Below are 19,757 nucleotides of genomic sequence, written 5' to 3' on the forward strand. Positions count from 1 at the left end.
GAGTAGGGCTTTCCCTACCTTCGTGAGGCCTGCGCACGGGCTCGAACGCGCCCGGGCCGCGCTCGTAGTTTTGACGCCATGAGATCCCTCCTCAAGCACCTCGGCACCGACACCAGGTACACCCTGCTCGGGCTCCCCCTCGCCATCCTGAGCTTCAGCCTGCTGACCGCCGGCCTGTCGGCCGGGCTCGGCACCTTGGTGGTCTGGGTCGGGCTTCCCGTGCTCGCCGTGACGATGCTGGTGGCGCGCGGGTTCGCCGACGTGGAGCGGCGCTGGCTCCCCGAGATCCTCGGCCGCCCGGTGGCCCGCCCCCGCTACAAGAAGCCCCCGGAGACGGCCGGCTGGGCACGCCGGCTGGTCCAGCCGCTGGCCAACGGCCAGTCCTGGCTCGACCTGCTGCACGGCATAGTGGTCTTCCCGGTCGCGATCGTGACCTTCGTGGTCACCGTCGTGTGGTGGGCCGTGACCGTGACGGGCCTGCTGTACCCCCTCTACGGCTGGATCACCTCCAACATCCCCGGCAACACCCAGCTCCCCGAACTGCTCGGGTTCGGCAGGGGGTACGTCATCGACAGCGCGTTCTACCTGGTCATGGGCGCGGTCTTCGCGATCACGCTGCCCGGGATCGTCCGGGGCGCCGCGCTGCTCCAGGCCGGGCTCGGCCGGGCCCTGCTGACCGGGGTGGCCGAGCTGCACGAGCGCATCGACGATCTCACCGAAGGCCGGGCGGCGGCGGTGTCGGCCGAGGCCAGCGCCCTGCGCCGGCTGGAGCGTGACATCCACGACGGGCCGCAGCAGCGCCTGGTGTACCTGGCGATGGAGCTGTCCCGGGCCCAGCGGCAGCTGCAGAAGGACCCGCAGGCCGCGCACGCGACGCTGTCGGAGGCGATCACCGCGACCCGCGAGACGCTCGACGAGCTGCGGGCCCTGTCCCGGGGCATCGCGCCGCCGATCCTGAGCGACCGGGGCCTCGCCCCCGCGCTCGCGGCCCTCGCCGGCCGCTGCACCATCCCGGTGGAACTCGACGTGCAGACCGTCGAGCGGTACACCGCCGTGGTGGAGAACTCGGTCTACTACGTGGCGGCCGAGACGCTGACCAACATCGCCAAGCACAGCAGGGCGGAACTGTGCACGCTGTCCCTGAGCCGCACCGGTGACACATTGCTGCTGGCCATCGGCGATGATGGGGTCGGCGGCGCGCACGTCGCCAAGGGACACGGCCTGGCCGGTCTGGCAGATAGGCTCCGCGCGGTGGACGGCGAGCTGATCGTCCAGTCACCGGTCGGCGGGCCGACGTTGATCATCGCGGAGGTGCCGTGCGGGTAGTCGTGGCCGATGACGCCGTTCTCATCCGATCAGGCCTGGTGAGGCTGCTGGAGGAGTTCGGCTGCGAGGTGGTGGCGGCGGTGGGGGACGGTGACGCGCTCGTCACGTCCGTCGCCGAGCACCGCCCGGACATCTCCGTCGTGGACGTCCGGATGCCGCCGAGCTTCACCGACGAGGGGCTGCGAGCCGCCGTCGAGGCCAGGCGCCAGGTCCCCGGCTCGCCGGTGATGATCCTCTCGCAGTACGTCGAGGTCTCCTACGCCGACGACCTGCTCGCCGACGCCCGCGGCGCCGTCGGCTACCTGCTGAAGGACCGGGTCGCCGACGTGGAGGAGTTCCTGGACGGGCTGCGCCGCGTCGCCTCAGGGGGCACGGTGTTCGACCCGCAGGTGGTGGCGCAACTCATGGTCAGGCGGCGCAGGGACGACCCGCTGGGCTCGCTGACCCCAAGAGAGCGCGAGGTGCTCGGGCTGATGGCCGAGGGCAAGTCCAACCCGGCGATCGGCCGCCAGCTCGTCATCACCGACGGCGCGGTGGAGAAGCACGTGCGGAGCATCTTCAACAAGCTCGGGCTGTACGCCGACGACGGCGACCAGCACCGCAGGGTGCTCGCGGTCCTGGCCTACCTGCGGTCCTGACGGCGGGCCGCCGCGTCACCCAGGGATGATCACGTTGATCGTGGTGCGGGTGCGGCGGAAGCCGAGGCGGTCGTACACGCGCCGCGCGGGGTTGCCTTCGGTGACGGCGAGCCCGAGGGCGGGCAGCCCGTGCATGGTCGCGAGCGCGAGGGCGCGGCGGAGCATGACGGCGCCGAGTCCGGCGAACCGGGGGTGGGGGTCGCGGAAGATGTCCAGGACCCAGGGGCCGTGGAACGGGGGGTCGCCGGCGAACGCGCCGACCATGACCCCGGCCACGACCCGGTCCTCCCGCAGGAGCAGGCCGCCGCAGGGGAGCAGCGGGCCGTAGGCCTCCCCGGAGAGCATCGGCGCCAGGTCGCCGGCGAGCAGGGCGTCGTCGTCGCCCGTGCGGTGGTCGGGGTGATCGGGGGGATAGGCGCCGCGCCACGCGGGGAAGACCTCGGCGGCGGGGACGGCGTCACAGGCGACGACGCCGTAGCCGGTCTCGGCCCATTCGGGCGGGGCGGGGTCGGCGCGCAGGTCCCAGGAGTAGGCGTGGGCGTGCCGCAGCCGCCGCCCGCCGGCCTCCATCAGGCGCCGGCCGAAGTCCTCGTCGCCGGAGACCACCCAGCCCGGCATCTCGCGGAGCACCGTCTCGACCGCCCCGGGCGCGAGCACCTGGGCGAGGTCGGCGCACGGGCGTCCGTCGCGGGTGCCCTCGACGTAGCTGAGCACCGGACGGCCGTCGGAATCGTTGACCGTCAGGCGGCTGAGAGTCTCCACGTCTGCAAACGTTAGAGCCGGTCACGGCGCCCGGCCACTGATTTACCCGGTGAGTTTGTGATCTTATATCAGGATAAGTCTGCTTTGTACAGTGATACGATCCCGGACTTGTGCAAACTTCAGGCGCGCCGAAATTCTGTAACGTTCTGGTACCAGCGGGGCTGTGGAGGCGCTAGTGTGATCGCGCGCGCAAATGTCCCGATAGATCCCGGTAGGCACCCAGCGGCACGTTGTCCGGTTCAGGCCGGTCGCGTTATCTGGCGGAGGACGGGATGAACCAAACGCGACATCGACGAGCTCCGCAACGGACTCGATCACGGGCCCCAATCGTGGTCGGTCTGTTCACGTCCACGTCGCTACTGGCGGGTACGGCTCTCCTCGGAGCGTCGGTACTCGTCGCAGTACAAGAGTTCCTCATCTTCTACGCGGGGGTGTTCACTCTCCTTGGACTGACTGGCACGGTGGTGGTCGGACTGGCCGCCACCGATCGTTTGATCCTCTCGGTACGCAACCGAGTGCTCATGCAGGGACTGCACAGGGCCTTCGCCGTGTTCGCGGTGGGCTTCCTGATCACCCACGTCATCATGCAGATCATGCGCGGGCGTGTGGGCGCGTCAGACGCGGTCCTGCCGTTCAGCGGGTCCGCCGGCTTCGCCGTCGGGCTCGGTACCATCGCCTCCGACCTGATGATCCTGGTCGCGGCCACCGGCGCGTTCCGCGGGCGGTTCGTCGGCATGAGATGGCCCTGGATGTGGCGGATGCTGCACACCCTGGCCTACGTGTCGTGGCCCGTCTCCATCGTGCACGGGCTGACCGCCGGCCGGCCCGGTGCCGGCTGGGTGACCATGTGCTACGTCGGCTCCCTCGTCGGTGTCGCACTGGCCATGCTGGTACGCCTGGTCGTGACCCGAGGACCCAAGGACGGCCCGGCCGCCGTGCGCCCCGCCAACATCGGGCGCAAGGCCGAGCAGATCCGCGTCGACGACGTGTTCGACGAGGAGTTCTGGGTCACGTTGAGAAAGGAGGTACGGCGTTGACCACATACGGTGTGCAGGACGTTTTCAGGATCGGCCCCGGTCGTCTGACCGCCGGCCTCGACAGCTCGCCCCGGCTCGACTACGACACCCATCGCCGGGTGCACGGTCACATGCCGAGGCTGCCGATCGACGACCTGATCGCGCTCGCCGAACTCGGCGACCTACGTGGCCGGGGCGGTGCGGGTTTCCCCTTCGCCCGCAAGCTCCGGGCCGTGGTGGACTCGGCCGGGCGCCGCGGCGCGCCCATCACGGTGGTGGTGAACGCCACCGAGGGCGAGCCCGCGGCGCACAAGGACAAGGTGCTGCTCACCCGGGCACCGCACCTCATCCTGGATGGCGCCGACCTGGTGGCCAGAGCACTCTCCGCCGTCGAGACCGTCGTGGGCGTCGCCCACGGCGGGCCCGGCGAGCGTTCCCTGCTCAACGCCATCCACGAGCGGGGCATGACGGACTCGGTCCGCGTGGTCCGCATGCCCGACCGCTTCATCTCCGGTGAGGGAGGGGCGCTGGTCCGCGGCATCAACGGCGAGCGTCCCATCCCGCCGGGACGCAAGGTCCGCTCCAGCGACAGCGGCGTGAGCGGCATGCCCACCATGCTCTCCAACGCCGAGACCTACGCCCAGCTCGCCCTCATGGCGATGCTGGGCGTGGACATGTACTCGTCGGTGGGCCTGCCCTCCGAACCGGGCACGGTACTGCTCAGCGTCACCGGATCGGCCCGGCGCCCCGCGGTGGTGGAGACCCCGACAGGGGTCAGGCTCCGCGAGGTGCTGGACCTGTGCGACGCGACGGTGGGCCAGGGCGTGCTGCTCGGCGGGTACCACGGCAAGTGGATGACCCCCGAGGCGGTGGAGCGCGCGGAGGTGTCGCGCGCGGGCTTCGAGGCCCTCGGCGGCGCCCTCGGCGCCGGCATCGTCGTGCCGCTCGGATTCGAGTCCTGCCCGCTCGGCGAGACCGCCAGGGTCGCGCGGTACATGGCGGGCCAGAGCGCCGGGCAGTGCGGGCCCTGCTACATGGGCCTGCCGGACCTGGCGCAGGCGTTCGGCGCCCTCGCCGACGGCAACGGGCACATCGAGGCGGTCCAGCGCGCCGCCGCGACGATGAAGGGCCGGGGCGCCTGCGGGCACCCCGACGGCACCGCGCGGTTCGTGCTGTCCGCCATCGACGTCTTCGCCGAGGACATCATGACGCACGCGGCCTACGGCACCTGCGGGCTGCCGGTGCGCGGCGTGCTGCCCCTGCCGGTCGAACCGGCCTCGCGCGCCGCCGAGGCGCAGCTCATCCTCGACTGGTCACGCTGTGAGGGCCACGGCCTGTGCTCCCTGGTCGTCCCCGAGCTGATCAGGCTCGACCAGCACGGCTACCCCGTGGTGAGCACCGCGTCCGTCCCCGGACGGCTGGAAGGCGACGCGCGCAGGGCCATCGAGATGTGCCCCGCGCTCGCGCTGCGGCTCACTCCCGCGCCGACCGAGAGCAGGCGGTAGGAGATAGAAGGCTGGTTTCGTCCCCGTCGCACGGCCGCGGTGACCCGTCCTCGCGGCCCTGCCCGGCATGTCGGCCGTCCCGGACGGCCCGGCATGCCGGAGATCACGGCCAGGCGCGGCGGCCTGGCCGGCATCCCCCTCGCGAGCCCCCTGCCCGCTCCCCGTTCCCCTTGGTGCGGTTCAGGCGACGACGGGGATGGCGAGCAGCCTGACCCCGTCCTCCCTGCGTACCTCGAAATGATCGATGTCGGACTTGGCGAGCGCCGTGCCGCCGGTCAGGCGCAGCGGATCAGGATGTCCCGGTACCCCATACCCCATACCAGGAGGAATCCGCCAGCCGGACACGATGTCGGTGTCCCCCGAGTGGGAGACCGCGACCAGGCTGCACCGCTCGGGCCCGCGCACGCCGCTCAGCTGGAACGCCACCTCGGTGCCCCAGCCCTTGGGGGCCAGGCCGACCGAGCCGCTGACGCCGGTGTCAGGGCTGGTGCCCTCGCTGAGATCGGTCGGGCCCGCGGCGATCGACACCGTCGAGGCGTCGTCGCGCGGCCACAGAAGCTGCGCCGTGGTGGTACCGGTGACCCCGATGACCAGGGCCGCCGCGACACCGAGCCACATGGCCCGCCGGCGCCGGGCACGCGCCGCGGCGAGCTCGTCGCGCGGCCGGTCCACGCGCGGGTCGGCCCGGCGGTGGCTCGGGACGGGGGCGCGCTGGCGCGGATGGGGTGACCACAGGTCCTGGACGACGCCATTGTGGGCGGAGCCGTTCACGGAGGGGCGCGTAGCGCCGTTGGTGCCGTGCCCCGCGCCGTTCACCGTGCCCCGGGCCGCGCCGTTCACCGTGCCCTTCATGCCGCGCTTGATCACATCCAGCGCGTCGGGCAGCTCGTACATGTCCCGTAGCTCGTCCTGGCAGCTGGCGCAGTCGAGCAGGTGGAGGTCGAACGCCTCGGAGTCCTCCTTGTTCAGGGCTCCGAGGATGTAGGCGGCCACCTCGACGTGAGGGGGTGAATCCATGAGACCGGTCACCCCCTCTCCTTCTCCTTCATCGTCTTCTGGAGGGCGCGAAGCGCGTAGTACACCCGGGACTTGACCGTCCCGGGCGGAACTCCCAGCACTTCTGCCGCTTCATTGATCGTACGGTCGTGAAGGTAGGTCTGCACGAGAGCTTCCCGGTGTTCTTCCGAGAGGCTGTACAGGGCCTCCGATACGACCATCGCCGACAGCATCGGCTCAGACCCGTCGGGAATGGCGACGCTGTCGAGCCTGTCAGGTTCGACCTCTTGCGGGCGTACGGAGCGTTGACGGTGGGCGTCGATGACGATCCTGCGGGCGACGGTCATCAACCACGCCCACAGGAGACCGGGCTCCCTGTTCAGCTTGCCCGCGTTCCGCCACGCGCGAAAGACCGTCTCCTGTACGACATCCTCTGCCCATTGCTGGTCGCCTCCAGTCAGTCTGCGCACATTGCGGAGGAGGGGACCGCCGAACTCGCGGTAGAGCGTGGTGACCAGTTGCTCTTCCGATTCGTCGTGGGCTTCCTCCGGTAAGGACCGGACGCTGCGATGACGCTGCACAGGCACATGGTGGCAGCGGATCACGCGTCGCGTGAGCAAATCGCGTAACTTCCGTAAAGATTCGAAAATCTCACCACATTGGGTGAACCGATGCTGAACCGTCGCCGTACCTCCTCCTGACAAGCGCGCCCGAGGGATCCGGGACACGAGGGGAAGAGAGCGTTCGGTGAACCGAGTTCAACTGAAGTCCATGCGGATCGTCGAGGTTCTCGCCGCACTGGCGTTCCTGGTGATCGCCACCGTCGCGGTGTTCATGATCGCCCCGAACGGCATCACGTCGGCCAGCGGAGCCGCCCCCGGCGACTTCGCCGACACCGAGTCGGGCCCCATCGGCCCCGCGGACCGTGACTTCCTGATCAGGGTCCGTCAGGCGGGCCTGTGGGAGATCCCGACCGGGCAGCAGGCGCAGCAGCGCGCGGGCAGCGCCCGGGTCAAGGAGGTCGGCCGCCACCTCATCGAGGACCACACCAAGCTCGACGAGCAGGTGCGGGCCCTGGCGGCCAAGCTGAACGTGGAGCTTCCCAGCACGCCCAACGCCGACCAGCAGGGGTGGATGGCCGAGCTGTCCACCAAGACCGGCGACGAGTACGACAAGACCTTCGCCGACCGGCTGCGCGCGGCGCACGGCAAGGTGTTCGCCGCGGTCGCCGTCGTCCGCGCGGGCACCAAGAACTCGGAGATCCGGTCCTTCGCGCAGGTCGCGGTCGATGTGGTGATGAAGCACATGACCCTTCTCGAAAGCACCGGCAGGGTCGACTTCGCCGCCCTGCCGACGCCCCCGCCTCCCTCCCCTGCCCCCTCCAAGTAGGGGACGAAGGCGTCCAGAGCCATCCGTTTCACCGAGGTGCCGCGCTCGACCGCGACCGGCGCCGCCTCACCCCCCGGGGCCGGCGGCCGATCGGCGGGGGATCCACCTCCCCCTCACCGATCGGCCGCCTCGGGGTTTCCGCCTCACCCCGGTCCGTAGACGTCCCAGAGCTGACCGACGAAGAATCTCCCGAACCGGGCCAGCGCGGCGACGCCGTGCGGCCCCTCGGTACGGAAGCTCTTCAGGGTCGCGGCGAGGTCCACGGGCTGGATGTGCAGCGTCCCCGCGCCGACCATCTCCGCCTCGTCGTCCTCGCCCTCCGGTACGTGACCCTGCAGCAGACGCGTGAACAGGGTCGAGGTGTCGAGCCACAGCCGCGTCGCCGGGCCGTGGTGCACGTCCTTCCAGCCGACCAGGGTCCGGCGCCGGTCCTGGTCGTCGGTGAACCACAGCCGGTAGCGCATCTCGCGCCGGTCGGGCGTGCCGCCGGGCGCGAAGAGGTTGAACCAGCCCCGCTCGATCGGACGCCGGCCCCCGCAGAAGGCGGCGTCCACCCAGCCCTCGGCCCGGGCGCGATGCTCGGGCTCGGCCAGGAAGTGGTTCACGTCGTCGACGCTGATGGTGAGCCGGAACGACAGGCGGTCGCCGTCCGAGCGCCCGGTCACGTCGCCGGACCTCGGATCGGTCACCCCGAGCGAGATGAACCCGCCCATCTCCTCGCTGAACGACAGCGACGTACGCGTGGCGGGATCGCCCGCCGTGAGGCCCATCGCCTCGTCGGACGGGCCGATGAGCGCCTGTCCGGTCTCCACGGTCATGAGGACCTGTCCTTCTTTCCTGTGCGATGCCGCCACCGGGCCCCGTTCGAGCAGCCGGGTGGACATGCGGTCGGCCAGTGCCGCGATGGTCAGCGACGGGTTGGCCCCCACCGGGCCCGGCAGGGCCGCGCCGTCGGCGATGAACAGCCCGGGGTGGTCGAACACCTCGCCGAAGGCGTCGCAGACGCCCTCACCGGGGTGCCGCCCCATCGGCACGCCGCCCAGCGGGTGGACGGTGACGACGCGTTTCCCGAGCCAGGCGGGCAGCCCGGCGTGCTCGGCCCCGAGCACGTCGGAGATGCGGCGCATGGTGGCGCGCAGCCGGTCGAAGTACTCCTCGCTCGCGGCGGCGTCCCACTCCACGTCCAGCCTGCCGTCGCGCAGCCGCAGCCGCCCGTCGGGCACGTCCCTGCCCATGCCGAGCAGGGGAAGGGAGCTTCCCGACAGCTCGCCGTCGCCGACCAGGTCGGCGATCTCCGCCGACAGGTTGGTGTCGTGCGACAGCAGGGCCCGTAGCCGGTCGGCGACGAACCGCGCCCCCCGGCCGATCTCGCCGCGCACGTCGGCGCCCTCGACCAGCCAGTTGACGAACGCCGGGTAGCCGCCGTCCTCGATGTAGGCGCCCCGGCCGGTCTCGCGCGGCCCGTCCACGTCGTCGGCCAGGCGGATCGCGCTGGTGATCACCGGGCCGCGGCTGGCGTCGATCGGGCGGGTGCGGCTGCGGTCCTTGGCCCGCAGCAGGAACGTGAGCAGGTCGCCGTTGCCGGAGAAGCGGCTGCCGAGCATGCCGCTCAGCCCCGGCATGCTCGCGCGGTTGCGCAGCATGAGGTACGTGGTGCCGTAGGTGCCGGCGGCGAGCACCAGCCGGTCGCAGGTGATGGTCTGGGTGCCGGTGGCCGGGTGGTACCGGATGTAGTCCACGGCGTAGCCGCCGCCCGGGCGCGGCCGGAACGCCCGCGCCTCGTGCAGCGTGCGCAGGTCGGCGCCGCCGCGGCGGGCCGCCGACAGGTAGGTGTGGTCGAGGCTGTTCTTGGCCCCGTCGTTGCAGCCGATGTCGCACTCGCCGCACAGCCGGCAGGTACGGCGCTGCACCCCGTGCACGTTGCCGTACGGGGCCTCGGCGATGGGCAGCCCGAGGCCGGGATCGGCGCCGGGGGAGGGGGCGAAGCTGATCGCCAGCGGCGGCAGGCTCCACTCCAGGCCCAGCTCGGCGGCGGCGTCCCGCATGGCGATGGTCTTCGGGGTGCCCGCGTAGGCGGAGTGGCCGAGGGGGTAGGGCGTGGCGCCCATCATCTCCTCGACGGCGTCGTAGTGGGGGTCGAGGTCCGCGCGCGACACCGGCCACGACTCGTACCCGCCCGAGGCGAGCGGCTCCTCGTGCACGAACCAGCGCTCGTCCTTGCGCATCAGCACGTTGGCGTAGATGAGCGAGCCGCCGCCGAGCCCGCTGGACACCACGGAGTCGCAGCCTCCGAAGCTCCACACGTCGTACATGCCGTAGTGGCCCTCGCGGGGATCCCAGAAGGCCTTGCCCATCTCGGCGGGGCTGCGCGGGAACATGCCCGGCGCGTAGGCACGGCCCCGCTCCAGCACCACCACCGACAGCCCCGCCGAGGCCAGGCGGTACGCCGCGACGGAGCCGCCGAAGCCGGACCCCACGACCACGACGTCCACGTGTTCGTCGTACTTGGCGCGACGCGCCCTCGCCTTGTTCATGAGCTCGTCAGCCGGCGTTCCGCTTGAGGAAGTCCAGGATGCGGGGGAACACGTCCACATGGGCGTTCTTGCCGATGAGCGGGTCGATGTGCCCGTACCCGGAGATGACCTGCAGCTCGTGACGCCCGGGCACCCGCCGGTCCAGGACGCGGTGGCAGAAGACGTTCGAGTCGGTGAACACGTCGTTGTGGTCCCCGGTCACGAACAGGACGGGCGTCTCGACGCGCTCGGCGCCCGCGAGGTAGTCGTCGGGCAGGCGCGCGTGGGCCGGGTCGTCCCGGTCGAACTTCACCGCGCGCCCGGCCCGCACCATTTTGTGGATGTGCCGGTAGTAGTTGACGTCGGCCGCGCCGTTCAGGTCGGCGAGGCGCTCCTGCAGGTGGGTCTCCGGCGCGAGGTTGCCGTGGCGGTACATCGCCGGCCGCCCGCTGCCCCACATGAAGCTCTGCATGTGGCAGGCCGGCTCACGGCACTCGGGATGGAAGAACGACACCGCGCGGGACATCAGCCACCGGCGGGTCAGCGGCGGTGCGTCGTTGAACCGCGGGTCCAGGTAGGACAGGCCGAGGCCGTACTCCAGCAGGGCCGGCCCCGCGGCGAGCTTGACGCGGGCCCAGGCGGGGACCCGCGGGGTCAGCCCCACGCTGTTCGCGACCATGCTGGTGACGCCCTCGACCGCTCCGCCGAACAGGCTCATCTGGAACGACACCGAGCCCAGGCAGTGCGCTATGACATGGATCCGCCGTGCCCCAACGTGACGGCGGATCTCCTTCATGGCTGCTGGGTGGTCGAAGGCCGCGATGTCGTCCAGCGTCTGGCGCCGGGTCTCCATGTTGTAGGGGAACCGGTTGCTCATCCGGAAGTCGAGCGTCCAGACGTCGCCGAAACCGCTGTCCAGCAGGAAACTCACCAGATTGCGGTGCTCGGGCATGATGAACATGTCGCTGGACGACGTCAGCCCGTGGACGAGCAGCACGACGTCGTCGGATTCCTCCCCAAGGAACCGCGTCAACGTCAGGCCGAGCTCGTCCTCGGTCGAGAAAGGATGCACCGAAACCTCGGCGCCCGTCACGCCCTCCAGCGTGTACCTCGGTATGCGGTGCTCCATCTGACCGTCCTCCTGGTCGCGACCCGCTCCAACAATGCCAATCGCCCGGCGTGCGCGGCATCGTGGAAACCCCGTACATGGACGCGGGAACCCCGTACGTGGAGCACGAGGCTCCGTAGGTGAGACTCCCGATCAGGCGTTCCGGTTCAGCTTGGTGGCCACCCCGACGCGGGAGCCGACGCCGAGCTTGGCGAAGACGTGGGACAGATGGGTCTCGACGGTGCGCACGCTGAGGAACAACTGCTCGGCGATGAGCTGGTTGGTCAGCCCTCCGGCCACCAGCGTGGCGATCTCCAGCTCGCGGGGCGACAGCCCGTACGGCGAGGCGCCCGGCCCGGCCGGGCCCGTGGGGGCGGAGGCCGACACGCGGACGCCGAGGCGGCGGCGCTCGCGCACGGCCTGGCCCTCCAGCGCGCGGGCTTCGCAGTCGCGGAAGACCTCGGTGGCGTCGCGCAGCTTCTCACGGGCCGGGCCGCGCTGGCCGGCCTCGCCGTGCGCCAGGCCCGCCACCAGCAGCGCCCGGCCGGCGTCGATGCGCCGCTCGCCTGCGGTGAGCAGGATCGCGGCCTCCTCGGCCAGCGCCGCCGCGGCGGCCGGGTCGCTCGCGCGCAGGACGTGGGCGCGGGCCAGGGGGATCAGGCCGGAGAACGTCGGCAGGTGGGGGTGGGCCAGGCCGGCGGCGCGCTCGGCCCACCTGGCGGCCTCGGCGTGGTTCCCCCGGCCCGCCTCGGTGCAGGCCAGCAGCTCGCAGGAGGCCAGCAGCGTCCCCCGGTCCAGGCGGGGGTTCTCGAAACCGCCGCACGCGTCCATCAGGGCCTCGACGCCCTCCTCCAGCCGTCCGGCGGCGACCAGGGCCACCCCCCGGGCGTTGCGCGCCATGTTCCCCCAGACCTCGCCGCCGCCGACCCCGGCGGCCACCGCCTCCTCGCCGGCGCGCACCGCGACGTCGAAGTCCCCCGACCAGGCCGAGGCCAGGCAGAGCTGGGTGAGCGCGAAGACGAGCTGCTGGCCGGACTCCAGCAGGCGGGCGCCCTCGACCGACTCCTCCGCCGTCTCCAGCGCCTCGGGCAGGCGGCCGAGCACGATGAGCGTGCGCGCCTTGCCCGCCAGCAGGTTGGTCAGGATGTAGGTCTGGCCGGTGGAACGGGCCACGTCGGCGGCGCGCTCGAAGTGCCGCAGCGCCACCGAGTGGCGTCCCATGTTGGTCTCGGCCCAGCACAGCCACGCCACCGCGTCCAGCCACTCGGCCAGGTGCTCGTCCAGGGCGGTGCTGATGAGCCGGTCGGCCGCGTCGGCCATGCGCAGCGCGTCGTCCATCCGCCCGGCGGCGTAGGCGGGCATCGGGCGCAGCGCCGCGACCGCCATGGCCAGGTCGGGTTCCCAGTCGTCGTCGGAGTCGGGCATCAGGTCCAGCACGGCCTGGGCGGCGCGGAAGTCGACCCGCATCATGCTCTCGGCGACCAGCCGCATGCGCAGCGGGATCGCGGCGGCGGCCCTCGGGTCGGGCATGCGGCTCAGCTCGTCCAGCAGCAGGGCCCTGGCCTCGTGGGGGCGGTCGAGCTGGCGTTCCATCAGCGCGCAGATGCGCGCGGCCCTGGCCCGGCGGGCGTGCTGATCGGCCGGCAGCAGCCGCAGCAGCTCGCGGGCGGTGTCGCGGCCCTCGGCGAGCCGGCCGCTGACGCCCTGGGCCCGGCTGAGCTCCATGAGCAGCTCCAGCCGGTTCTCCAGGGTGCCCGGCTCCACCGGCATCAGGTCCAGCGCCTTGCGCAGCCAGTGCGCGCAGGTCACCGGCGCCTGGGCGGCCACCGCGCGGGCGGCGGTGATCAGGGTGGTGACGGCGCGCTGGTCGCCGAACGACCCGGACCGCTCCACGTGATGGGCCTGCACGGTCGCCGGGGCGCCGAGGGTCGCCAGGTGGACGGCCAGCCGGGCGTGCGCCGCGAGCTGCCAGCCGGCCGCCGAGGACTGGTAGGCGGCCTGGCGCACCAGCGGGTGGCGGAACCGGAACCGGCCCGCTGCGGCCGGGCGGACGATGTCGCGGGCCACCAGCTCGTCCAGCGCCGCGAGCGCCGCCTCCTCGGGCACCTGGGCGGTGACCGCCGCCAGCGCCGGCTCGAACTCGTCGGCGGTCACCGCCGCCGCCTGGGCGACCAGCAGCGAGCCGGGGGACAGGTCGCCCAGCTCGACCTGGAGCGCGGCGCGCACGGTCGCGGGCAGCTCGCTGACCTCCAGGCGGCCCATGCGGGCCAGCGCCTCCAGGTAGAACGGGTTTCCGCCGCTGGCCTCGTACAGCGCGCGGCCGCGCGTGCGGTTGACGCGCGGCCCGAGGAACTCCTCCACCTCGGCCTGGTTGAGCGGGCCGACGGTGACCTCCCGGCCGTTGGCGCCCGCGCTCAGCACCAGGGCGGCCAGCCTCGGGGTGACCTGCGCGGGGCGGTAGGCGACGGTGACCAGCACCTTGCCGCGCGGCGGGTGGCGCAGCAGGTGGTCGAGGAACTCGGCGGAGCTGTCGTCGGCCCAGTGCACGTCGTCCAGGATCAGCGCGAGCCCGGCGGGGGCGGCCAGCTCGTCGATGAGCTGGCGCAGCGCGCGGTACAGCCGGAAGCGGACCATGCCGCTCTGGTCGGCGCGCTCGCCGGGCCCGGTGTCCTCGGGTTCCTCGGGCATCTTGGCGGCCAGCGCGGGGAACACAGTGGCGAGCTGGCGCGCCTGCGGGGCGCCCAGGCGGTCGGAGACCTCCTCGCCGCGCGCCTCGAGGTGGTCGTCCAGGGCGTCGACCAGCGCGCTGAACGGCATGATCTGCTCGAACTCCGCCGCACGGCCCCACAGGGTGGTCAGCCCGCGCGTGCCCGCGAGCGCGGTCAGCTCCGCCAGCAGCCGCGTCTTGCCGGCCCCCGGCTCGCCGACCACGGCCAGGAACTGGAACCCGCCGGTGACCGTCGCCTCGACCGTCTGGGCGAACGCCTGCAGCGCGTCGCCCCGGCCGACGAGAGGAGACCCGCCGGTGAGGACCGTCTCGGCGCCCTCGCCGAATGGCAGAGTCTCACGACTGCTCATGTCTGCACCCCACAGCGAGACGGAACACCACGAACAGCCGCGCCGCAATCGAATTCCGCCACGGACTTGGCGCGGGACTCCCGAGGGCACGCGGTGTTCACGGTCGAGGGCTCACCACGCGGACACCCTCGGAGGATGATTTTGTCGTAAAACAGGCCGGTGGCGAGCCGATCACCCCGATCAAACCTTTTCCCGATGGAATGCGCGCGACATCCCCTGATCGGTTACCCTTTCGTAGCTAATCCGCTGGTGATGTCTGGTGTCCTGGTCGCCTCCGCGGGCGTGACGCCGAGTGAGCACAGCCCGTTCACGGCGATGTCGACGCCCCTGCGGGCCGCCTCCCAGATCGCCGCCGGCGGGTCGCCCTGGTCCCTGCCTGCCATGGCGGCCATCTTCGCCGCCCCCACGAACGAGCCGATCGCCGCGGCGGCCTCCACCCGGTCGAGCTCGCCGGGACAGGCCTGCCGCAGCGCTTCCGCCAGCTCGCGCTGGACCTCGAACAGCAGGTGCAGTCCCCGGGCGCGCAGGGCGGGGACCGACATGATCAACCGGGCGCGGGCGGGGCTCAGCTCCAGGACCGGCTCGGCGCCGGGGCCGAGGACGACGTCGGCGACCCGGCCCAGCAGGCAGGCCACCGGCTCGCCTGGCCTGCGGCCCTCGATGATCGCGATGGCCCGTTCGACACGCCAGCGCGTGTCGTAGAAGACCACGTCCTCTTTGCTCGCGAAGTAGCTGAAGAACGTGCGCGTGGAGACGTCGACGGCCGCGGCGATCTCGGCGAGGGTCGTCTCCTCGTACCCCCGCTCCTCGAACAGCCGCAGGGCGGCCTCGATGAGCGCGCGGCGCGTCCGCAGCTTCTTGCGTTCCCGCAAACCCGGCCCAGGGTCCATGGGGGAACTTTACTACATCCGATGCTTTCTTTCATCCATTGCAATTTCAAAGAAGGTACTGTTTTCTGGTGACAACAGGAAGGTCCGCCAGTTTCGACGGCTGTCAAGTCCAAGGAGCGCGTCATGACCAAGGCCCTGTCCGACCCCGTCCCGCTTCCCCTCGCCCGGGACACCCCGTTCGACCCGCCCTCTGAGCTGCGGCTCTGGCGCGGCGAAGGCCCGCTCAGGCCCATGATCTTCGGGGACGGTCACGTGGGCTGGCTCGCCACGCGCCACTCCACGGTCCGCACGGTGCTCGCCGACCCCCGTTTCAGTACCCGCATCGAGGTCATGCACCCGCCGATCGGGCAGCGGTTGTCCCAGCAGACGCTCACGAAGCTCCCCGGCTTCTTCCTGCGCGAGGACCCGCCCGTGCACACCCGCTTCCGCCGCCTGCTCACCGGCCAGTTCACCGTCCGCCGGATGCGCGACCTGGAGCCCAGGATCGAGAAGATCGCCTCGGACCGGCTGGACGCCATGGAGAAGGCCGGCTCCCCGGCCGACCTGGTCGAGATGTTCGCGCTGCCGATCCCCTCCCTGGTCATCTGCGAGCTGCTGGGCGTCCCCTACGCCGACCACCACCGGTTCCAGAAGGACTCCGCGACCCTGCTCAACCTCGACTCCTCGGTCGAGCAGGTGCGTGAGGCGCTGTCGGACCTGATGGGCTACCTGCGCGAGCTGGTGGCCGCCAAGCGCCGCGACCCGGGCGACGACCTCATCAGCGGGCTGGTCGCCACCGGTCAGCTCGACGACGAGGAGATCACCGGCGCGTCCGTGCTGCTGCTGGTCGCCGGCCACGAGACCACCGCCAACATGCTCGCCCTCGGCACGTACGCGCTGCTGGACAACCCCGAGCAGCTCGCGGCACTGCGCCGCGACCCCTCGCTGGTGGACTCGGCCGTCGAGGAGCTCCTGCGCTACCTCACGATCGTGCACATCGGCCCGGTGCGCACCGCCACCGAGGACGTCGAGCTGGAGGGCCGCGTGATCAAGGCCGGCCAGGCGGTCACGCTGTCCATCAGCGCGGCCAACCGGGACCCCGAGCGCTTCGAGGCCCCCGACGACCTGGACATCACACGGCAGGCCACCGGGCACCTCGCCTTCGGCCACGGCATCCACCAGTGTCTCGGCCAGCAGCTCGCCCGCATCGAGATGCGCATCGGATACCCTGCGCTGCTGCGGCGCTTCCCGGGCCTGCGCCTCGCCATCCCACCGCAGGAGGTGGAGATGCGGTCCAATATGGCCATCTACGGCGTTCACCGGTTGCCGGTCGCCTGGTAGGAGGTTCACCACACATGCGGATCAACGCGGACACCGATCGGTGCATCGGGGCGGGGATGTGCGTTCTCACCGCTCCCGACGTGTTCGACCAGAGCGAGGACGACGGCACCGTGCTGGTGCTCGAACCCGAGCCGCCGGAGGCGAGGCGGGCGGCGGTCCGCCGCGCCGTTCAGGTGTGCCCGTCCGGGGCCCTGTCGCTGTCATGAGGCACTCGAGGTCCTGAGGTGCTCAGGGGACCTTGAGGTGCTGGGGTCCTGAGGTGCTCAGGGTCCTTGAGGTCTTTGAGGGTCCGTGCCCGCCGGGCGTCGCGTGGCGTCCCCCCGGGCGCCCGCCCGCCCGGCTAGTGCCCCGGCATCGGCGCGCCGGACGGCATCTTGTGCCCGCCCACCTGCACCTTGCCCCCGAGCAGCCCGCGGAAGGACTCCAGCATCTCGGGGGTGTTGCCGAGGACGATCCAGCGCGTGCCGATGAGGTACGCGCCGCCGTAGCTGAGCGCGTCGTCGAGCCACTCCTGCTTGCCCTTCTCCGTCGCGAAGGTGGTGACGGAGTACTGGCCCTTGGAGGTCTTGCACATGCCCTGCCGCAGCTCGGCGGCGTCGACCTGGATCTTCGGGCTGCCGCAGCCCGTCCGCATCGCGATCTCCTCGACGGTGGACGGGGCGGCGGCGGTGGCCCCGTTCGCGGCGCCGCAGCCCGCGAGGACCCCGAGCACGGCGGCCGCGCCGGCCAGCGCGGCCACCCTCCTGGCGGCGATCATGGCGTGGACGTCACGATGTTGCCGCCGACCGCCTGACTGAACGTCTGCAGCATCCCCGGGTCGTTGCCCGCGATGACCCAGCGCGTGCCGACGAGGTAGTTGCCGCCCCACCGCTTGGCCTCCTCCAGCCAGTCGGACTTGCCCTTGTCGGTGGCGAAGGTGGTGACGGTGTACTGGCCCTTGGAGGTCTTGCACACGCCCTGGCGCAGCTCGTCGGCGTCGGTCTGGAGTTCGGGCTTCTTGCAGCCGGTCTTGGTGGCGAGCTGCTTGAGCGTGGCGGGCGGCCCGGCGTTGGCGGCCGAGTTCCCGGCCGCCAGGGCCGGCTTGTCCGTGGTCTCGCCGCCGCCGCACCCCGTGAGAAGGGCGAGGGTGAGGACGGACCCGAGTAGGGCGGTCGCGCGCATGGCCACGTGAGTGGCGGGGCTGGGGCGTCCCATGGCAGATCTCCGATCCAGTGGTCCTGCAGAAGTCACCGTCATCGGGTACGCGGGGATGAGGCGTTCGGTTCACCCCGATCCGGTATTCCTCAGAAGGCGCGTGCGCCGCGCGGGTACGCGCGCGAGAGAACACACCTTCGCGGGGGCGACCGAGGGCGGGCAGGCTGCCTCCGCACGGCGGCCGGGGCCGCGCCCGAGGGGGCCGGGAGACCTCCGGGATCACGATCGCGTCGCGCGGAAATAAAACTTTTCGCGAATCATCGAACCCTTCCGGCCCACCCCGCGTACCTCGTGGCGATGGGGCACCAACCAATGCCGCCATGTGTACGTACTCCGGGAGGAGTTCGAATGATCCGAATGCAGCTTAGACGGCGGTTCAGGCCCGTCCTGAGTGTCCTTGCCCTGGGTGGGGCGGGGGTCAGCCTCGTCGCGGCGAGCCTGATCCCGGCTGGGCAGGCCGTTAGTACGGACGTGTCGCTGACGGGCCTCACCGTCAACGCCGGTTCCAGCTTAGTGAGCACGACCATGGCCCGGACGGTGAACTGCCCGTCGGTCGCCGAGAGGGTGCCGAACATCCCGGCCGCCGCTCGGACGCAGGTACAGCGTGACCTGACCCAGATCGACCGGCAGATCGCGCAGGCCAACTCGCGGCTCGCCAGGCTCGGCAACAGGGCGAGCAACAGCCAGATCCGTGGCTTCGTCCTCAACCCGCTGAGGGTTCAGCGCTCGATCAGCGTCAACCGCATCGCCAACTCGCTCCGGCGGGCCGGCGGCAGGGCGAACCTCTCCGGGCTGACCTCCTGCTCGGTGCAGAACGGCGCGGGCGGCGGCGGTCAGACGCCGGCCCCCACACCGTCCGACGACCCGACGACGAACCCGCCGGCCACTCCGGCGCCCAGCGACGACCCCACGGGGCAGCCGTCGGGCGACCCGAGCACGCCTCCTGGTCCTGGCGCGGACCCGTCGGGCGACCCCTCGGCGCAGCCGTCGGGCGACCCGAGCGGTGACCCGAGCGGCGATCCCTCCGCTCCCCCCGCCTCGGCGACGCCGACCCCGAGTCCTTCGGCGACCGGTGGCGCGACCGGCCCCTCGCCTGACGACTTCGTCGACATCCGCAAGGTGCAGCCGAACGTCGACCGCCCCCGCGTCGGGCAGGCGGGTTCGAGAGGCACGTTCGTCTCCCGATGCGGGCGTAACGAGAACGGCCACCACAACTCGGACAACGTCATCGTCGCACCGGGGGTCACCAACGGCGCCCACCACGTGCACGACTACGTCGGCAACCTGGACACCAGCGGCTTCTCGACCAACGACAGCCTGCAGGCTGCTGGGACCACGTGCTCCAACGGCGACAAGTCCACGCACTACTGGCCGGTCGTGCGTCTCCAGAGCGGCCAGGAGAACGACGCCCAGAAGGCGGGCGGCGGCCTCGACGGCAACATCGGCAAGATCGTGCGCCCCGCCACCGCGACCATCACGCTGAGCGGCAACGCCACCAGCAAGGTCGTCGCGATGCCGACCTTCCTGCGCATCATCACCGGCGACGCCAAGTCGTTCACCAACGGGCCGACGAACGCCAACGCCCGGTGGACCTGCACGGGGTTCGAGAACCGTCAGCTCAAGGACAAGTACCCGATCTGCCCGCGCGGCAGCCAGGTCGTCCGGCTCCTGCAGTTCCAGAGCTGCTGGGACGGTAAGAACATCGACAGCGCCAACCACCGCACCCACGTCGCGTTCACCGCGGCCGACGGTTCGTGCCCCGCGGGGTTCCAGGCCATTCCCAAGCTGGAGCAGCGCATCACCTACAACCTGCCTCCCGGCCCGGGCTTCGCGCTCGACAGCTTCCCTGAGCAGCTGCACAAGCCGGTCACCGACCACGGCGACTTCATCAACGTGATGCCGGAGAACCTGATGAAGCAGGCGGTCAACTGCATCAACACCGGCAGGCGCTGCGGCTGATCGCAGTCCCTTCCGGAGCCGGTACCGCTTCTGTCCGATACCGGAGAAGGGGGGGGGGCCCCC

17 protein-coding genes are annotated in these 19,757 nt (G+C 71.5%); 8 read left to right on the plus strand and 9 right to left on the minus strand.

Annotation, left to right across the window (positions count from 1 at the left end; translation table 11 throughout):
• Positions 1 to 78 precede the first annotated feature (78 nt).
• Positions 79 to 1,326, plus strand: a complete 1,248-nt coding sequence (locus NYZ98_RS11755) for a sensor histidine kinase (protein WP_262842657.1) — start codon at positions 79 to 81, stop codon at positions 1,324 to 1,326.
• Positions 1,317 to 1,964, plus strand: a complete 648-nt coding sequence (locus NYZ98_RS11760) for a response regulator (protein ID WP_262842659.1) — start codon at positions 1,317 to 1,319, stop codon at positions 1,962 to 1,964. The genes NYZ98_RS11755 and NYZ98_RS11760 overlap by 10 nt, the downstream gene beginning before the upstream one ends.
• 15 nt (positions 1,965 to 1,979) lie before the next feature.
• Here the strand turns inward: NYZ98_RS11760 and NYZ98_RS11765 are convergent, their stop codons facing one another.
• Positions 1,980 to 2,726: a GNAT family N-acetyltransferase gene (locus NYZ98_RS11765; protein ID WP_262842660.1), complete on the minus strand. Its 747-nt coding sequence runs from the start codon at positions 2,724 to 2,726 to the stop codon at positions 1,980 to 1,982.
• Positions 2,727 to 3,247: 521 nt separating this feature from the next.
• Here NYZ98_RS11765 and NYZ98_RS11770 point away from each other — a divergent pair.
• Both NYZ98_RS11770 and NYZ98_RS11775 read left to right on the plus strand, forming a co-directional pair.
• Complete coding sequence (locus NYZ98_RS11770) at positions 3,248 to 3,763, plus strand: hypothetical protein (protein WP_262842661.1); 516 nt, start codon at positions 3,248 to 3,250, stop codon at positions 3,761 to 3,763.
• On the plus strand, positions 3,760 to 5,247 hold the full coding sequence (locus NYZ98_RS11775; RefSeq protein ID WP_262842662.1) for an NADH-quinone oxidoreductase subunit NuoF family protein: 1,488 nt from the start codon (positions 3,760 to 3,762) through the stop codon (positions 5,245 to 5,247). Before NYZ98_RS11770 ends, NYZ98_RS11775 begins: the two co-directional genes overlap by 4 nt.
• Before the next feature lie 180 nt (positions 5,248 to 5,427).
• On the opposite strand, the gene NYZ98_RS11780 is transcribed toward NYZ98_RS11775, so the two are convergent.
• Both NYZ98_RS11780 and NYZ98_RS11785 read right to left on the minus strand, forming a co-directional pair.
• Positions 5,428 to 6,276, minus strand: a complete 849-nt coding sequence (locus NYZ98_RS11780; RefSeq protein WP_262842663.1) for a zf-HC2 domain-containing protein — start codon at positions 6,274 to 6,276, stop codon at positions 5,428 to 5,430.
• A complete protein-coding gene (locus NYZ98_RS11785) occupies positions 6,273 to 6,824 on the minus strand; it encodes a sigma-70 family RNA polymerase sigma factor (protein WP_262842664.1) in 552 nt (183 codons plus the stop codon). The genes NYZ98_RS11780 and NYZ98_RS11785 overlap by 4 nt, the downstream gene beginning before the upstream one ends.
• A gap of 166 nt (positions 6,825 to 6,990) precedes the next feature.
• On the opposite strand from NYZ98_RS11785, the gene NYZ98_RS11790 reads away from it, so the two are divergent.
• Positions 6,991 to 7,632 (plus strand): DUF4142 domain-containing protein, encoded by a 642-nt coding sequence (locus NYZ98_RS11790; RefSeq protein ID WP_262842665.1) that lies wholly within the window; start codon positions 6,991 to 6,993, stop codon positions 7,630 to 7,632.
• A 143-nt stretch (positions 7,633 to 7,775) separates the two neighbouring features.
• On the opposite strand, the gene NYZ98_RS11795 is transcribed toward NYZ98_RS11790, so the two are convergent.
• The 4 genes from NYZ98_RS11795 to NYZ98_RS11810 all read right to left on the minus strand — a co-directional run bounded on the left by NYZ98_RS11795 (position 7,776) and on the right by NYZ98_RS11810 (position 15,221).
• Entirely contained in the window at positions 7,776 to 10,166 is a 2,391-nt protein-coding gene (locus tag NYZ98_RS11795) for a GMC oxidoreductase (RefSeq protein ID WP_262842666.1), read from the minus strand.
• Positions 10,167 to 10,173: 7 nt separating this feature from the next.
• Positions 10,174 to 11,274 carry an alpha/beta hydrolase gene (locus tag NYZ98_RS11800; RefSeq protein WP_262842667.1) on the minus strand — a complete coding sequence of 367 codons (1,101 nt, stop codon included), beginning with the start codon at positions 11,272 to 11,274 and terminating at the stop codon, positions 10,174 to 10,176.
• 132 nt (positions 11,275 to 11,406) lie between these two features.
• Positions 11,407 to 14,331, minus strand: a complete 2,925-nt coding sequence (locus tag NYZ98_RS11805) for an ATP-binding protein (RefSeq protein ID WP_262842668.1) — start codon at positions 14,329 to 14,331, stop codon at positions 11,407 to 11,409.
• Positions 14,332 to 14,555: 224 nt separating this feature from the next.
• Positions 14,556 to 15,221, minus strand: coding sequence for a TetR/AcrR family transcriptional regulator (locus NYZ98_RS11810; RefSeq protein WP_262842669.1), 666 nt, complete (start codon positions 15,219 to 15,221; stop codon positions 14,556 to 14,558).
• Between the two features lie 123 nt (positions 15,222 to 15,344).
• Here NYZ98_RS11810 and NYZ98_RS11815 point away from each other — a divergent pair, with 123 nt between their 5' ends.
• Together NYZ98_RS11815 and NYZ98_RS11820 are read left to right on the plus strand one after the other, a co-directional pair.
• A complete protein-coding gene (locus tag NYZ98_RS11815; RefSeq protein WP_262842670.1) occupies positions 15,345 to 16,541 on the plus strand; it encodes a cytochrome P450 in 1,197 nt (398 codons plus the stop codon).
• A 14-nt stretch (positions 16,542 to 16,555) separates the two neighbouring features.
• Entirely contained in the window at positions 16,556 to 16,747 is a 192-nt protein-coding gene (locus NYZ98_RS11820) for a ferredoxin (RefSeq protein WP_262842671.1), read from the plus strand.
• 134 nt (positions 16,748 to 16,881) lie between these two features.
• Here NYZ98_RS11820 and NYZ98_RS11825 read toward each other — a convergent pair whose 3' ends face one another.
• Together NYZ98_RS11825 and NYZ98_RS11830 are read right to left on the minus strand one after the other, a co-directional pair.
• Positions 16,882 to 17,298 (minus strand): hypothetical protein, encoded by a 417-nt coding sequence (locus tag NYZ98_RS11825; protein WP_262842672.1) that lies wholly within the window; start codon positions 17,296 to 17,298, stop codon positions 16,882 to 16,884.
• Complete coding sequence (locus tag NYZ98_RS11830) at positions 17,295 to 17,735, minus strand: hypothetical protein (RefSeq protein ID WP_262842673.1); 441 nt, start codon at positions 17,733 to 17,735, stop codon at positions 17,295 to 17,297. Before NYZ98_RS11830 ends, NYZ98_RS11825 begins: the two co-directional genes overlap by 4 nt.
• 348 nt (positions 17,736 to 18,083) lie before the next feature.
• Here NYZ98_RS11830 and NYZ98_RS11835 point away from each other — a divergent pair, with 348 nt between their 5' ends.
• Positions 18,084 to 19,694: a DUF1996 domain-containing protein gene (locus NYZ98_RS11835; protein WP_262842674.1), complete on the plus strand. Its 1,611-nt coding sequence runs from the start codon at positions 18,084 to 18,086 to the stop codon at positions 19,692 to 19,694.
• The last annotated feature ends 63 nt before the right edge of the window (positions 19,695 to 19,757 follow it).

Origin of the sequence: Sphaerisporangium corydalis (assembly GCF_025506355.1) — a bacterium.
Taxonomy (GTDB): Bacteria; Actinomycetota; Actinomycetes; order Streptosporangiales; family Streptosporangiaceae; genus Sphaerisporangium; species Sphaerisporangium corydalis.